This window comes from Paenibacillus sp. FSL H7-0703, from assembly GCF_038003485.1.
GTDB classification, from domain to species: Bacteria; Bacillota; Bacilli; order Paenibacillales; family Paenibacillaceae; genus Paenibacillus; species Paenibacillus polymyxa_B.
In genome coordinates, this window is sequence record NZ_JBBOPF010000001.1 from 2,931,067 (window position 1) to 2,945,928 (window position 14,862).

Genomic DNA, 14,862 nt, shown 5'->3' on the forward strand with positions numbered 1-14,862 from the left:
ATCATCGTTTTACTAATTTGGGTTCAAAGCCTACACGCAGTACATCTCCCAAAACATTAAAGCTCAACACAGTCAGTAAAATAAGTAGACCCGGGAATAATGCCATATATGGAGCCTGTGCAATATATCCTTGGGCATTATTCAGCATACTGCCCCACGTAGCGTTCGGCAGCTGAACACCAAAGCCGAGGAAGCTCAGTGACGATTCCATCATAATCGCTGAAGCGATATTGTTCGTCGCCCCTACGATAATTACTGGAGTCAGATTCGGTACGATGTGCTTCATAATAATACCCAACGTGCTTTGTCCCGAAGCTTTGGCGTATAGTACATACTCCCGTTCGCGCAACGTCATTGTCTCTGCACGGACCACCCGGGCAATGTTCATCCACATGAGCAGGGCGATAATGACAATGATATTGCCGACGCCCGGCTTCAAAAACACACTCAGCAGCAAAATAACCAAGAAAGACGGAATCGACATGATCAGCTCCAAAACCCGCATAAGCAGATTGTCGATCCATCCTCCAAAATACCCGCTCACAATCCCTACCACTGCACCGATACTGGTCGCAATAATCATGGACGCGAAGCCTACCAGCAATGATACACGTCCGCCGTACAGTGCTCTTGTAAAATAGTCCCGCCCATAATCATCCGTCCCAAACCAGTGTGCCGCTCCCGGTGATTGGAGGCGCTCCAGCACATTCAACTTATTCGGGTCCTGCGGCGATAAAAATGCGAAAGTCGCCCCCAGTGAGAATACGATCAATAGTACGAGGGCGACGGCGCCCATTTTGCTCGTCATCAGCTCGATCCCAATATTGCGCCATTTGCTCCGATTCATGAATTCACCTCGTTGATTTAATTCTCGGGTCCGCAATGCTGTACAAGATATCCGCAAGCAGATTACCCAAAATCAGTAGCAGAGCGGAAAATAAAGTAATCCCCATGATGACGGGATAATCCATCCCTTTCACTGCCGTCATGCCTAGCGAGCCAATGCCCGGCCAGGAAAATACCGTCTCCGTCACAATGGCTCCAGCCACCAGGTCGGCAACCGACATACCGAGCAGCGTAATAATGGGCAACAGCACATGCTTGAGCACATGTCGAAACAAAACCAGTCTTTTTCCAGACCCGAACGCGTATTGAATCTGCACATACTCTTCTTTGAGTTGCGTAATCGTGCTGGAACGGATGTACCTCACATACACAGACAGAAACCCGAAGGCCAGTACAAAACATGGTAAAATTCCATGCTTGATCACATCCAGCACCGAGTCCGTACCGATGGTACGCATCCCTGTACTCGGAAGCCAATGCAGATAAATCGCAAACAAATAAATAAGTAAAATACCGAGCCAAAACAGCGGAACAGAAATCCCGATGTACGACATCAGATTAATGAGCTTGTCGATCCAGCGATTCCGATTAGCCGCAGCCGTCAAACCGAGCGGAATTGCAATCAGCACAGCCAATATGATGGATGCGCCCATCAACCCGGCTGTAGCCGGCAGACGATCGAGAATCTGATCCAGCACAGGCTGGTGATTAATTAGCGAGTAGCCGAGATCACCCGTCAGGCTCTTTTTAAGCCATAATATGTACTGCACATAAGCAGGCTGGTCCAGCCCCAAGCTATGCCTCATTCGTTCAATGTCTTCCAGATGCATATTCGGTGTAACAAAAGAGAGAACCGGATCACCTGGAGCCAGCTTGATCAAGCCGAAGCAGACGATGGACACAAAAAATAGCATCGGTATAACTTGCAGCAACCTTCTGGCGATGAGTTGTCTCATACGTTTCCCTCCCCCTTGCTGTTTTCGAAAAAAATAAGCTGGTGAATCCCAGCTTATTTTTGAAAACCCTGCCTTATTTGTGATAAATTTTGGACAAATCCTCGAAAATCACGACCGGCTTCAACACAGCCTGATCAATACCACCATACTGCTTGTCGAAGGCTACAATAGTCTTGGTGTAAGCAATCGGGTAGATGACAGCATCCTCAGCCAGCAGCTCTTGTACCTTTTTATAAATTGCTCCACGTTTAGTCGTATCCGACTCACCCGCGCCCTCTTCCAGCAGCTTATCTACTTCTTTATTTGAATAATGCGAATAGTTGGAAGATGATCCGGTGCTATACAAAATACGATACGCGTCAGGATCATACCCCATGATATAGCCGCTGATCGCCAGATCGAAGTCCTTGGCATTCGTATCGACGAATTTTTGCGACCATGCCGAGGAATCCATGCTGTTCACGTCCAGTTGAACGCCTATGTCCTTTAACTTCTGCTGAATATACAGCGCTTGTGCTTCCTGAACCTTGTTGCCGCCCGGTATGATAATGCGCAGCTTCAGTCCTTCAGCTCCAGCCGATTTCAGCAGCTCTTTTGCCTTGTTCACATCATTATTGAAAAATGCAACGTCGTTCGTGTGATACAGTACATCCTGTGTCAGAGCAGATTTCGCAGTATCTGCATAATCCTTGGAGCCATAGGATACTTGAATCAATTCATCCTGATTCAATGCATAAGAAAGCGCCTGCCGTACTTCTTTTTTGTTCAACTGCTTTGTATCACTGTTTTCATTAAACATCAGATAAGCCAAGCGACCTTCGCTGTAAGGGAAAATGTCAAACTTATCTGTTGCTTTAATGGTCTCTACATTTTGCGGATCGAGATAGTTTACATTGATCTCACCATTTTGAAGGGCCAAATTCGCAGCATTTGAATCTTTAACAATCCGGTATGTTACTGAATCCAGATGCGGCTTTCCGCCAACATAGTTATCAAACCGTTCGAGTGTAACGTACTCACCGGTTTTGTACTCTTTAAATTTGAAAGGGCCAGATCCAATCGGAGCGTTGTTTTTTGTACTCTTCTCAATATCCGCTTCATTCTCGAAAATGTGCTTCGGAATCGGGGATACCTGTACCAGTGCTGCCTCAAAAGCAGGAGCTGGCTGAGGAAGCTTGAAATCCACCGTTGTATCATCAACCTTGCTCGCCTGAACCGGTTTGCCATTAACCATAAAATTACTTCTCAAAAAGCTGTGCTGCTTCTCGTCCAAAATTTTGTTAATGGTGAAAACAATATCGTCAGCTGTCAGCTTCTCGCCATCATGCCAAGTCAGATTTTTTTTCAGTTTTAGTGTATAAGTCAGCTTGTCTGCTGAAGGAGTCAGACTGTCTGCCAAATAAAATGTCTTTTTACCATTGTTCACTTGAAACAATGGTGCGAATATCGCCTGATCTATCGTCAGACTTACCCGATCACCCGCATAATTCGGATTCAGCACCACCGGATCAGCTTGTACACCAATGATCAGGCTGCCGCCATCTTTAGGCTGTCCGTTATCAGCTGTTGTGGTAGCTGTACCGGGTGTATTCCCATTCGTCTCAGACGTAGATCCAGAATTCCCGCCGGAGCATGCACTTACAACCAACATCAATACAATAAATACCAATACACCAGTCAAATTACGACGCATCGCTCTAGCCCCCGTGTCCTCTTAGTATGTAATAAATTTATTATAAATCGGAATAGTCGGATTTACAATCGGTCAAAAACTGTTTATTCCCCTTGTCATTAGCATTCCAGACATTATGTGATCGAATCTAGAAAAAAGACACCCGTTAAGGGTGTCTTCAGAGTATCCACAAACTGATTAGTGCCAAGATGGCAGGCAGGCCTTGCTTTAATAAAATAGACTTATTGGCAGTTAATGCACCATACAACGCAGCCACTACCACACAAATGACAAAGAATAATTGGATTTGCCGCCCGAATATAGTATCCGGATAGAACAAGCCCCACACCAATCCGGCTGCCAAAAAGCCGTTGTACAGCCCCTGATTTGCAGCCAAGGATTTGCTTGCTTCCGCCAGCTCCTTCGAGGTGCCGAACGTACGCATCGCCCGCGGAGTCGTCCACAGAAACATTTCCAATATTAGAATGTACACATGCTCCAGAGCTACAATTCCGACCAATATTGAACTAAGTAAGCTCAAGTATATTCCTCTTTTCCACATAAAGTTACTATGAGGTGATTTTTAGATCGATCCTCGAAAAGTATAGTTCATCTTCCAAAAACAGTAAAGAGGCCGAGCCTAAGGCCCGGCCTCATTTCTACATGAAGCCTTACATCGTTCTTGCAAAATCCAACAAAGCTTTGGACATGCTGTTGATCTCGTCTGTAGATGCATTCACTTGTTGCGTTAGCGCGGCTTGTGTTTGTGTCAGCGTAGACATATTACCAATATTGTGCAAAATCCGCTCGATGAGTGTCTTCATTTCGTCCAGACTAGTCTCGATATTTCCGGTCGCATCAGCACTGTGTATGGCGAGTTTTCTCACTTCATCTGCAACTACCGCAAACCCCCGCCCCTGCTCGCCCGCACGCGATGCCTCAATAGCAGCATTCAGACCCAGCAGATTCGTTTGATTCGCAATCTCTTTAATGAAGTTGGAAATGTTTTGGGTCTCTTCTGCACTGACTTTGGCTTGATTCGCTGCCTCTGTCGATTGCTCCTGAGCCGTAGCCAGCTCCTGCGCCTGGTTACTAACCGAGTTAACGCCGTTCACCATTTCCGTAATGGAATCGGAGAGATGCTGGATTTTGAGCGTCAGCTCATCCGCAACAGCCTGCTTTTCCTTTTCGACAGTAATATCACGAATAGTACCCGCAATACGAATAGGCACTCCCTTGCTATCGCGTATGCTTCTTCCACTGTTTTGATACCAGCGATATTCGCCATTTTTACTTTGCAAGCGACATACCATGTCATATGGCGTACGATCTGAATAGTCATTTAAATGGTCAACTACAGCCTTAAACGCATGCTCGGCATCGTCAGGATGTATACGCGAGCTCCAACTGCTTAGTACACTCGGGAAGTCCTGCTCATCCTTAAAGCCCAAGGTGTGGCGGAATTGCTGGGACCACCAAAATATATTATCCGGGTTCTCGATATCTCCATCAGCCAGAATGACGTCATATGGAGCCTCCACCAAAACACGATTGATGAGATCATATCTTGTAACTAGAGCCTGAAGCTCCTCGGACTTAATCTTCTGGTCGTGCACATCCAATAGAGCGCCCGCAATCCGAAGCGGCACTCCCTGCTGATCGCGGATCGTCGTTCCGGTAGCCCGGAACCAGCGGTATTCTCCATGCTTCAGCTTCAAACGATACTGTACGTCATAAGGCGTCTTGCCCGTAAAATCCAGCAAATGATCCGACAATTCGGTCAATGCTCTGTCATGATCTTCGGGGTGCAGCCGGGATGCCCAGCTGTTTAATACATTGGGGAAGTCCTTTTCGCTCTGATACCCCAGCATAGCACGAAATTCTTCTGACCATGTGAACGTATTACTTGGATTGACGGGATCACCCGCAACCACCTCCATGTCCCATAAGCCAATCTCTATAGCCTTGGTAACAAGCTTCAGACGGATGTCAACATGTTGAGCATCCTTTTTCATGGACTCAAGCGCTTGGTTTACATTGTTTGCGATTTCTTGAACCTCGGAAGATTTGGATGAAACTTGTATTGCGGCAGAATAATCCTTCTGCTGTATTCTTTGTGAAAGTTTGCGGCTTTCTTCTACTAAAGGAGCAAGTGAGTGGGTCTCATTTTTTTTAAGAAACATATATGCTCTTCCCTTCTAAGCCAATATATAAAACGATATAGTTTAATATCGGAATTTTATTAAGAATCATTATAAATAAATCTAAAATAGCAAAGGTAATAAGAATCATTTTTATGTCCATATACCTATATTTTCATACAAAAAACATCGAAAAATGTCGAAAAAGGAAGGGTCTTAACAAGTTTGGAAACGAAAAGAACACCTTCGCATTACTTCGCAAAGGTGCTCTTTCTGTTAACTATTCCGTTCATTGCATCTTATTTAATTGAAGCGACGTATTCTTCGCCCTTTTCTTTATCATATTGGCCTTCCCATTTGGACATGACCACAGCGGCAAGCGAGTTGCCTAATACATTGACTACCGTACGCGCCATATCCAGAATGCGATCAATACCAGCGATAAAAGCCAAACCCTCCAGCGGGAGATTCACTGCTCCAAGTGTAGCGAGCAAAACGACAAAGGAAGCACCCGGCACCCCTGCAATACCCTTGGATGAAATAATCAAAACGAGCACCAGCGTGATCTGTGTCGTGATTGGCAGGTTAATTCCGTACATTTGGGCAATGAAAATCGCAGCCAGTGCCTGATACAGGGTGGAACCGTCCAGATTAAAAGAATACCCGATCGGAATGACAAAGGACGTAATTCCTTTAGGACATCCGAACTTCTCCATCTTCTCCATGATCTTAGGCAAAACACTTTCCGAACTGGCCGTCGAATATGCAAGCAACAGCTCACTTTTCAAAATTTTAACCATAGTCCAGAGTCGGGTACCACAAAGCTTGGCGATTATTCCAAAAACAATCACAATAAACAGTATCATGGAGCCGTACACCGACAAAACAAGCTTCAATAATGGCCATAACGAGGCCAATCCAAACTTGGCTACTGTCGTTCCAATCAGTGCAAATACACCGAACGGAGCCAGGCGCATGACCTGATTGGTTACCCAGAACATGGCATCGGCTACGCCTTCAAAGAAATTCAGCACAGGCTTGCCTTTGTCACCAATCGCCGCTACCCCTAATCCAAACAGTACGGAGAAGAATATAATAGCCAGCATATCTCCCTCGCCCAGGGCGTGAATAACATTGGTAGGAACAATATGCACAATCGTATCTATAAAGCTATGGCCTGACTTCTCTGCAGTCTCTACATAGGAATGGATATCACTCTTGGCCAGGTGGGACATGTCCACGCCGTCACCAGGTCGAACCAGATTGGCAACAAGCAGTCCGAAAAGGATGGCGATTGTCGTTACAATCTCAAAGTACAGAATAGACTTCCCGCCGAGTTTACCCAATTTTTTCATGTCGCCCACGCCGGCAACGCCGATAATGAGTGTTGAGATCACAATAGGCACGACAATCATCTTGATCAAGCGGATGAAAATATCGCCGATTGGCTTTAAGTAGACTTCCACCCCTGAATTGCCGTAAAATAAGGCACCAATAATAATACCTAAAGCCAGACCGATAAAGATTTGCATCGTCAAATTAATCTTTTTCACTTCGTGTCCCCCCTGGCTGATTTGTATATTTTTGCAGTATGCTGTTCTTAATATTCAAATGATGTTATTTATACTACAATCCGATCTATAAAAAACGACAATTATCTACAGCTGCATTTATTTTTTTCTATAAATTCACAAACTTTAACGGCAAGCCTGTGAATTTAGCTCACATTGCCTTTCTGACTGAATACCCAGGAGGTGAATATGGATGAAGTTGAATACGCTCCTTTTCCTGCTCATGCTTGTATTTGTACCGCTCGCAGGTGAGCTGAATATTCACCCGTTCGCTAATACATTCCGTCTCAGCTTTGGTACACCTGTATTTTTTTTCTTTCTGTTATCTATTCGTCATATTCCGCCTGCATTATCGGGAGTGCTTGCAGGGATAGCGGTAGTCGCCTTTCGCATCTTACTCAATCATTACACTCAGCCCGGCCTTCCCTTCGAAGAGTTGCTGACACTGCACGGCCCTACCTTTTTTTATTACATGGTCTACGGTCTGCTCTTCCAGCTCCTTAACATTAATGCTGAGCCTTACCGCGCACTCCGCGTGGGCATCCTCTCTGTAGGGATTGAGGTTGCCGCAAGTGTGTCGGAACTTAGCGTCCGGTGGAGCATTGACGGCGATTTCTGGGACATCATTAAGATCAGCAAAGTAGCTTTCATGGCTATGATCCGTAGCTTCTTCGTACTTGGGTTTTATAATATGATTCGGTTAAATCAATCGGTCCAGCATGAAGAGGCACAAAGGCAGCAAACGGAACGAATTTTACTCCTTGTATCGGACTTGTATGAAGAGTCGGTCCAGTTAGGCAAAACACTGTCACATGCAGAACAAATCACTCGTGAAAGCTACGAGCTGTACCGTGAGCTGCAACAGGATGAATCTCTGAAGGATAGAGAACATTACGCCAGACAGGCACTTCGTATTTCCGGACAGGTTCACGAGATCAAAAAAGACAGCCAGCGGATTTTTGCTGGTTTGTCCAAGCTGATTGATGCCGAAAGCGGAGTGCATTACATGGCTTCTCAAGAGCTTGGGGAGCTAATCATCCGAACGAACAGCAAATACGCGCAATCGTTGGACAAGTCTATTCGTTTTACCCTTGATGTCGATCCATTGTTACCCAAGCTGCATGTTTATACCGTTTTGACACTTATTAATAACCTGACAGCCAATGCGGTTGAAGCAATGAAGGACAACGGAAGGATTGACGTTTCCATTCGCTGTCTACCGGGAAAAGAGGATATAGCTTCCTTTAGTGTTACCGACAACGGTCCGGGTATTCCTCAACGGAAACGGGAAATGGTCTTCACACCAGGGTATACGACCAAGTATGATGAGGAAGGACAGCCGTCGACCGGTATGGGATTGTTTTATGTACGTGAGGTCGCGGAGAGCCTTGGAGGAACGATTGAACTGCAACAGGATGAAGAAGAGAATACAGATAGATTACAGACCACTTTTAGAATTACATTGCCTTTACGGAAACTGACGGAGAAAGGAAGATAGCCCGGATGCGTTTTTATATTGTGGATGACGATCAGGGAATTCGTTCTATGCTGGCAGACATTATTGAAGACGAAGGTCTAGGAGAAGTCATCGGGGAAGCAGAGGATGGTACCTACGTGAATAGCGGCCTCCTGGAGCTGAACCGGATTGATGTATTGCTGATTGACTTGCTGATGCCGCTTCGTGACGGCATTCAGACCGTGCGTGCACTCGGCGATCAATTCAGCGGCAAAATCATTATGATTTCTCGCATCGAATCCAAAAACATGATCGGCGAGGCATACTCGCTCGGTATTGAATATTATGTGGCCAAGCCTTTGAATCGACTGGAGATTATTGCAGTTATTCATAAGGTGGCTGAGCGTCTGCGCATGCAGCAGTCGATTACGGATATTCAGCGCACGCTTCAAGGGTTGTCGATGTTCACAACGAATAACCCAACGGCAACAATTGAACCGACCCGAAACATCGTAACTTCCGGGCAGTTTCTGCTCTCCGAAATGGGGATGATCGGCGAAGCCGGGAGTATGGATTTACTGGACATGCTGGAATTTCTGGACCAGTATGAGGAGGAAACAGGCAATCTATCTCCCTATCTGTTCCCGCCGTTGAAGGATATATTTGCTAATGTAGCGTCCAAACGGTTAGGGGCTTCAGCCTCAGCAGTAGAGCTGAGTAAGGAAATCAAAGCATCGGAGCAACGTGTCCGCCGTGCTATTTTCCAGACGCTAAGCCATATAGTATCGCTCGGATTGACCGACTATACCCATCCTAAATTTGAAAATTATGCATCCAAATTTTTTGATTTTACAGAAATCCGCAAAAAAATGCTGGAGCTGCAAAACAATGTGGAGCCTTCACTGTCCCAAGCCCGCATTAATACGAAAAAGTTCGTACAGGTGCTCTATATGGAAGCAAAACGGCTATTACACTAAAAGAAAAGCACCTGCATATCCCCATGTATCTATTACTTGGAGATTAACAGGTGCACATCGTTGATGATTAGATATCCCTCTAGTCCAGACTCTTTCCCTGCCACTCCATAGCTTCCAAGAGATCTACACCATCGGACAGCAGACGTTTCAAGACATTCAGTTCTTCCGAGCTGTAACGATTTAAAAATTGAAATAACTGCTGCTGTACCTCAGCATGCAGCCGCTCATGTACAAGAAAGAGTTTTTTTCCCAACGGGGTTAGCCGAAAATAAATTTCTTTTTTGTTGTCGTTCAGCTGGGTTCTGCGAATCCAGCCTTCCTTGAGCAGCTTGGTGCTCACTTTCGAAACGGTACCTTTGCTCAGCTCCATTCGTTGCGCTAAGGTTGTAACATTGATCGGCTCATGCCGCCCGATACAATCCATAACGTGCACATCCGTCATATTGAGCGAAGTCATTCCATCAAAATGCTCGCGGATTTCTTCGAGAAAGGTCATGCTCTCTCTCTGCTGATGCTGCTCCCACTGATGATTCATCTTAATAAGCAAATCATAGACATGCTGAACCGATGTCGCCTTTTCCATACGAACAAGTAGTCACTCCTTTGGCATACTCCTCCTTTTATTATAGCCCATATTTGTTTCGCAAGAAACAATATGGTCATGTTATGAACATACCCTTTCCCCTTTATACCAATGTGGCAATGCCGTCCTTAATCACACTCAATATATCCGTTTGTTTCATAGAAATGGCCCAAGCGATATACCCATCCGGACGGATGAGAACCGTATGCACATCTCTCCATCCCACTGGCAATTCTTCGGCTACGGCCTCCACATATGAAATATGTGAAAGTGAGCTATGGCGAAACTCATTCGATACCTCATTATCCTGTGCAAGATGGAGAAGTACAAAGCGGCCTTCATGAAGAAGATCGTAAGCATACGATGTCATTCCGTCAGGCAAATGCAATTCAAAATCAGCAAACCGTTTCCCGTTCAGTGGATGCTGCGGTATATTGCCAGCCGCCGGATAACATACATCCAGTGCACTAATCTGCTCTGCCATAGATTGATTAATTTCCGGATGGCGGAACCATTCCTCATGTAATTGGCGGTGTGCCAATACAGCAGGCGTAAAGTCCAATAAGCGGGTCTGAACCTCGGTATTCCGTAAGAACTGCGTATTAACCGGATAACGTTCGTCATGATAGCTACTCAGCAGCGTGTCTGGAGCCCAGCCACGAATCACTCCGGCCAGCTTCCATCCCAGATTTGCCGCCTCTTGCAAGCCAACATTCATTCCCTGTCCACCTGCTGGGAAGTGGATATGCGCAGCATCACCTGCTAGCAGGATTCTCCCTTTACGATAGGTCTGCGCCTGCCGCGTTGCATTCCCGAATCGAGATAACCAGCGAGGATTGGATACGCCAAGATCTGTACCGAGCAGATCATACAGTCCTGTCTGCACTTCTTCCAGCGTCACAGGTATGTCCTTCGGAATCTCCATCATTCGCGGTGTAGTCAAAATAACCCGATAAATATCTGGATACACGGGGGCAATCATCACCCCACCTCGTTCACTATATTCGGAATGTACGCCACTTTCAGGCGGATTGGCTAACTCTACATCCGCCAATACAGCGGTCAGAGTCGTATCCGTGCCCGGAAAAGCAATCCCGGCTTGTTTACGCACGATACTCCCAGCCCCATCCGCTCCTACGACATAAGCAGCAGTCATCACCGATACATTGGCTTGTGGTCCAGATGTGCATACACTCACCACCTCTACGCCCTGCTCGTGCTCTCGCACAGATACCACTTCCATTCCACGATGGACGACAACTCCCAGCTTGAGGGCATGCTCCTCGATCACTTGCTCTGTAATCACCTGTGGAATAAACAACGTATAATTAGAAGAACTATCAAGCACAGAAAAATCCAAGCGGGTATTCAGCATTGAAAAGTGACCCGTACGTATAGGTCTGCCGCGCTTCATAAACCGCTCCTTCAACCCACGCATATCAAACATCTCAAGCGTCCGTGGATGTAGCGTAAGCGCACGCGACTGGCCACTAGGCTCCTCTAAACGTTCAATTACACATACCCTTACGCTTGCTAATGCCAACTCAGCAGCTAACCACATTCCAACAGGTCCGCCGCCTACTACAATCACTTCGTAATCCATGTTCACACCCCTATCTAAAATCTTTATTTCCACCACCTAATTGTTTCTAGAGAAACAATATATACATACAGAAAGCTCCCCTTAACATTTCCGCATATATTAAACAACATATACAGCCATTTTTTATTGTTTCTATTGAAACAATATTATTGTAATTTAATTGAGAACAATTATCAACTACTTTATTAAAAAGATTTCTACCCTTTACTTTAAATCATGCATTCATTTCCATTTTATAAAATATAATTGTATAATCGTAAAATGAGAATAAGCTAGAAACAAGTTCTCCATAGAAGGGATGATGATACATGTCGGATGCAAACCAATTATTCGGTCAAGCACTGGTTAAATCACTGGTCGGGGAACGTGGACATATTCGAGTAGCTCGGGCTTTACCAGACATCGACGTCGAGCTGGCAGGGAAGAAAAATGCAGAAATGCCTTACAGCATTTATCAACTGCTGAAGCATATGATTTACTGGCAGCAATTCATGCTGGAGCATTTGGAAGGACGGAAGCCCCAGCTTCCGAGCAATGTCATGGAGAGCTGGCCCGAAGAGACTGGACCGCAAAGCGAAGAGGCATGGCAGGCTGTCATTAACGAATTTTTACAGGGCGTAGATCAGGCTGTACAGATTGCCGAAACCGCGCAACTGGATGATTCACTAGCTCATTTCCCAGGTGAAACGAAAGCAGGACTGCTGCGGAATATCGCTTCCCACAATTCATATCATTTGGGTGAAATCGTACTGCTGCGCCGGATTTATGGAGCTTGGCCACCACCCGGGGGCGGCTTTCCAGCTTAAAGGCAACACCACGCTCTAATCAAGATTTCCCCCATCCGCTGCTTCATACCTCCATCATTACGTTGGGATTTAGGCACCGCGAGGAACTCGCTTGCGTACCCTATATGGGAACCCGCTAACTCGATCTGAAGCCGTTCATCCGTAATAAGCTGCAATCCGAATAACGGTTCCCATGATGCAAGATCAAAGAGAGGTTTCGAGGTTATGGTGAGACACTTATATTTAAATCGTAATATCGCCTGTATGATCGTTATTAGCCTTATTGCTAACATGAGTGGGAGTATGATCCTTCCACTCTTTGCTATTTATGTAGAGCAATTCAGGATATCCGTACCCGGCATGAGCATTTTATTTTCTCTATTTTATGTAGGTAGATTTCTTGGTGGAGGCTTGGCAGGACGAATTTATGAAAAGATTGGCGCAAAACGCTTGGGGTTGAGCTTGCTTATTGCTGAAATCGCTTGTATGCTCCTGTTTCCAATTGCAACAAGCTTCATCATTTTATCCATACTGAGACTCCTCCAGGGCTTGGTAGCTATAGGGCTAACCGTCTTTGTAAGAGTCACGATCAACCATATGAGCACCGCAGAGAATCGAGGTACGCTCAATGGATATATCAGCAGCAGTGAAGGTGCCGGTATGATTTTAGGGCCTCTTATGAGTGGAGCCATTGTTTTTTATTTTTCTTTATCCATTCCGTTTTATTTCGTTGCTATTTTCTCATGTATATCCTTCGTTGCCGTTTCAAGAATGACCTTCCTCAGTTCTCCCTTAAAGCCACAAGAACAGCATGCGCCCCCTCTAAACTCCAAAGGAAAAACCATGCTAACGAAACAGCTACTGCTCTATTCCACCGTTCATTTCCTTGAAATGAGTGCATTCGCTATATTTTTAACGTACTTCTCTGTATATGCAACCCACAAACTCCATTGGAGCCCCGCAGAAATTAGCTTAGCTTTTACAATTATCGGCATATCGACCTTCATATCAGCCCCCTTTATTGGCAAACTATCTGATCTACTTAAGGATCGCTTGATGCTTTGTATCATCGGTCTATTGTTGATCATGGTGGAAATCATCTTATTTCTTTGGTTCACAGAACCGTGGATCGTATACTTAGGGATGTTCCTCGGAGGTATAGGAGGAGCCAGCTATCTGGATTCCTTTTACTCACAACTAGGGGACGTTATTCCTGAGGAAAATAGAAGCTCATTTATCGGCAACGTCGTATCTTTGTCCGAATTGGGGGCCATTGTGTCTCCGATCATCGCAGGGGCACTCATGGAACGATTTAGCATCAACACTCCCTTTTACTACAATTTGATTTTGGTGTTGATTGCTATGATTATTCAATATGTCATTCGTTTCAAGTCGAAATCTATAAGAAAAAGGCCAATTGCATAAGCAAATGGCCTCCTTTTTCATCACAGCTCCAACTCAACTGCAACCCCAAAATGATCCGATACAACTGGTCCAGTTTTCCCGTTCAGTACAACGGTTGAGGATTGTACCTGTGCAGCCTTATTGGAGAAGATAAAGTCAATGCGGAGCGGCTCCGCATTACTTTCCCAGCCAGCAATAGCTTTAATCACCGTGTGGCCATCATCACGTACTGCTGCATTCGGATAGGTGTCCGACCAGCCGGATTGCAGTACATAGTCATATCCTTCTCCGCGCACTTCAGCCGCGTTGTTGAAATCACCCATCATGAACACAGGAGTCGGAGCAAAAGAATTTAGCACTTTGGTTGTACGATCCCATAGTCCACGGAAGGATTCTTCATCATTCCACCAGTTAAAATGTCCACTTACAAACCAGGCCTGCACTCCGTCCACCACAGTTTGAATACCGACAATTTTACGTGAGCGGTAGTTGTCATAATCCTGTAGCGAGGAAACATATTCGTTCACCGTAGCTGTAATCGGTGTTTTCGACAGAATCGCCAACCCCTCGTCGTATTTGGCAAAACCAACATGCGCGGGAGCCCACGTCCAATGATAGCTATCAGACAATAGCCCGTTCAGCACATAAGCATAGTTATCACGCTTAATGACAACTTCAGGATCTGCGCTATGGTAAGTGCCCAAATCGTCCGCTGACAAAGGAGCCTCTTCCATGGACTGGTTCACTTCCTGTAAAGCAATGACATCAAACTGCTGTTCATCAATAAAAGCAGCCAGTTGCTTTAGCTTATCGTGCTGGTTTTCTTCCATCCAAGCATGTGCATTTAAGGTTAACAACTTCAAAGTAA

At 45.5% G+C, this 14,862-nt stretch carries 13 protein-coding genes; 4 read left to right on the forward strand and 9 right to left on the reverse strand.

Features of this window, described 5'->3' with window-relative positions; all coding sequences use genetic code 11:
• Position 1: 1 nt before the first annotated feature.
• The 6 genes from MHB46_RS12900 to MHB46_RS12925 all read right to left on the reverse strand — a co-directional run bounded on the left by MHB46_RS12900 (position 2) and on the right by MHB46_RS12925 (position 7,168).
• Positions 2-847, reverse strand: coding sequence for an ABC transporter permease (locus MHB46_RS12900; RefSeq protein ID WP_341162524.1), 846 nt, complete (start codon positions 845-847; stop codon positions 2-4).
• A 4-nt stretch (positions 848-851) separates the two neighbouring features.
• Positions 852-1,802: an ABC transporter permease gene (locus MHB46_RS12905; protein ID WP_023986565.1), complete on the reverse strand. Its 951-nt coding sequence runs from the start codon at positions 1,800-1,802 to the stop codon at positions 852-854.
• Between the two features lie 73 nt (positions 1,803-1,875).
• Positions 1,876-3,495 (reverse strand): ABC transporter substrate-binding protein, encoded by a 1,620-nt coding sequence (locus MHB46_RS12910; protein WP_341162525.1) that lies wholly within the window; start codon positions 3,493-3,495, stop codon positions 1,876-1,878.
• 157 nt (positions 3,496-3,652) lie between these two features.
• Positions 3,653-4,015 (reverse strand): DUF1304 domain-containing protein, encoded by a 363-nt coding sequence (locus MHB46_RS12915; protein ID WP_341162526.1) that lies wholly within the window; start codon positions 4,013-4,015, stop codon positions 3,653-3,655.
• Positions 4,016-4,145: 130 nt separating this feature from the next.
• A complete protein-coding gene (locus MHB46_RS12920; protein ID WP_103048423.1) occupies positions 4,146-5,657 on the reverse strand; it encodes a methyl-accepting chemotaxis protein in 1,512 nt (503 codons plus the stop codon).
• A gap of 257 nt (positions 5,658-5,914) precedes the next feature.
• Positions 5,915-7,168, reverse strand: coding sequence for a cation:dicarboxylate symporter family transporter (locus MHB46_RS12925; RefSeq protein ID WP_341162527.1), 1,254 nt, complete (start codon positions 7,166-7,168; stop codon positions 5,915-5,917).
• A gap of 211 nt (positions 7,169-7,379) precedes the next feature.
• Between MHB46_RS12925 and MHB46_RS12930 the strand changes: the two genes are divergently transcribed.
• Together MHB46_RS12930 and MHB46_RS12935 are read left to right on the forward strand one after the other, a co-directional pair.
• On the forward strand, positions 7,380-8,684 hold the full coding sequence (locus MHB46_RS12930; RefSeq protein WP_341162528.1) for a sensor histidine kinase: 1,305 nt from the start codon (positions 7,380-7,382) through the stop codon (positions 8,682-8,684).
• Between the two features lie 5 nt (positions 8,685-8,689).
• Complete coding sequence (locus MHB46_RS12935; RefSeq protein ID WP_061831911.1) at positions 8,690-9,619, forward strand: response regulator; 930 nt, start codon at positions 8,690-8,692, stop codon at positions 9,617-9,619.
• Between the two features lie 79 nt (positions 9,620-9,698).
• Here MHB46_RS12935 and MHB46_RS12940 read toward each other — a convergent pair whose 3' ends face one another.
• Positions 9,699-10,202: a MarR family transcriptional regulator gene (locus MHB46_RS12940; protein ID WP_039274092.1), complete on the reverse strand. Its 504-nt coding sequence runs from the start codon at positions 10,200-10,202 to the stop codon at positions 9,699-9,701.
• A 103-nt stretch (positions 10,203-10,305) separates the two neighbouring features.
• On the reverse strand, positions 10,306-11,805 hold the full coding sequence (locus MHB46_RS12945) for a monooxygenase (RefSeq protein ID WP_341162529.1): 1,500 nt from the start codon (positions 11,803-11,805) through the stop codon (positions 10,306-10,308).
• A gap of 308 nt (positions 11,806-12,113) precedes the next feature.
• Here MHB46_RS12945 and MHB46_RS12950 point away from each other — a divergent pair, with 308 nt between their 5' ends.
• A complete protein-coding gene (locus tag MHB46_RS12950) occupies positions 12,114-12,611 on the forward strand; it encodes a DinB family protein (protein ID WP_341162530.1) in 498 nt (165 codons plus the stop codon).
• Positions 12,612-12,815: 204 nt separating this feature from the next.
• The gene (locus MHB46_RS12955) at positions 12,816-14,015 is read left to right on the forward strand and encodes an MFS transporter (RefSeq protein WP_341162531.1); all 1,200 of its coding nucleotides are present in this window, start codon (positions 12,816-12,818) and stop codon (positions 14,013-14,015) included.
• 20 nt (positions 14,016-14,035) lie between these two features.
• Here the strand turns inward: MHB46_RS12955 and MHB46_RS12960 are convergent, their stop codons facing one another.
• Complete coding sequence (locus tag MHB46_RS12960; protein WP_340953785.1) at positions 14,036-14,857, reverse strand: endonuclease/exonuclease/phosphatase family protein; 822 nt, start codon at positions 14,855-14,857, stop codon at positions 14,036-14,038.
• Between the last annotated feature and the right edge of the window lie 5 nt (positions 14,858-14,862).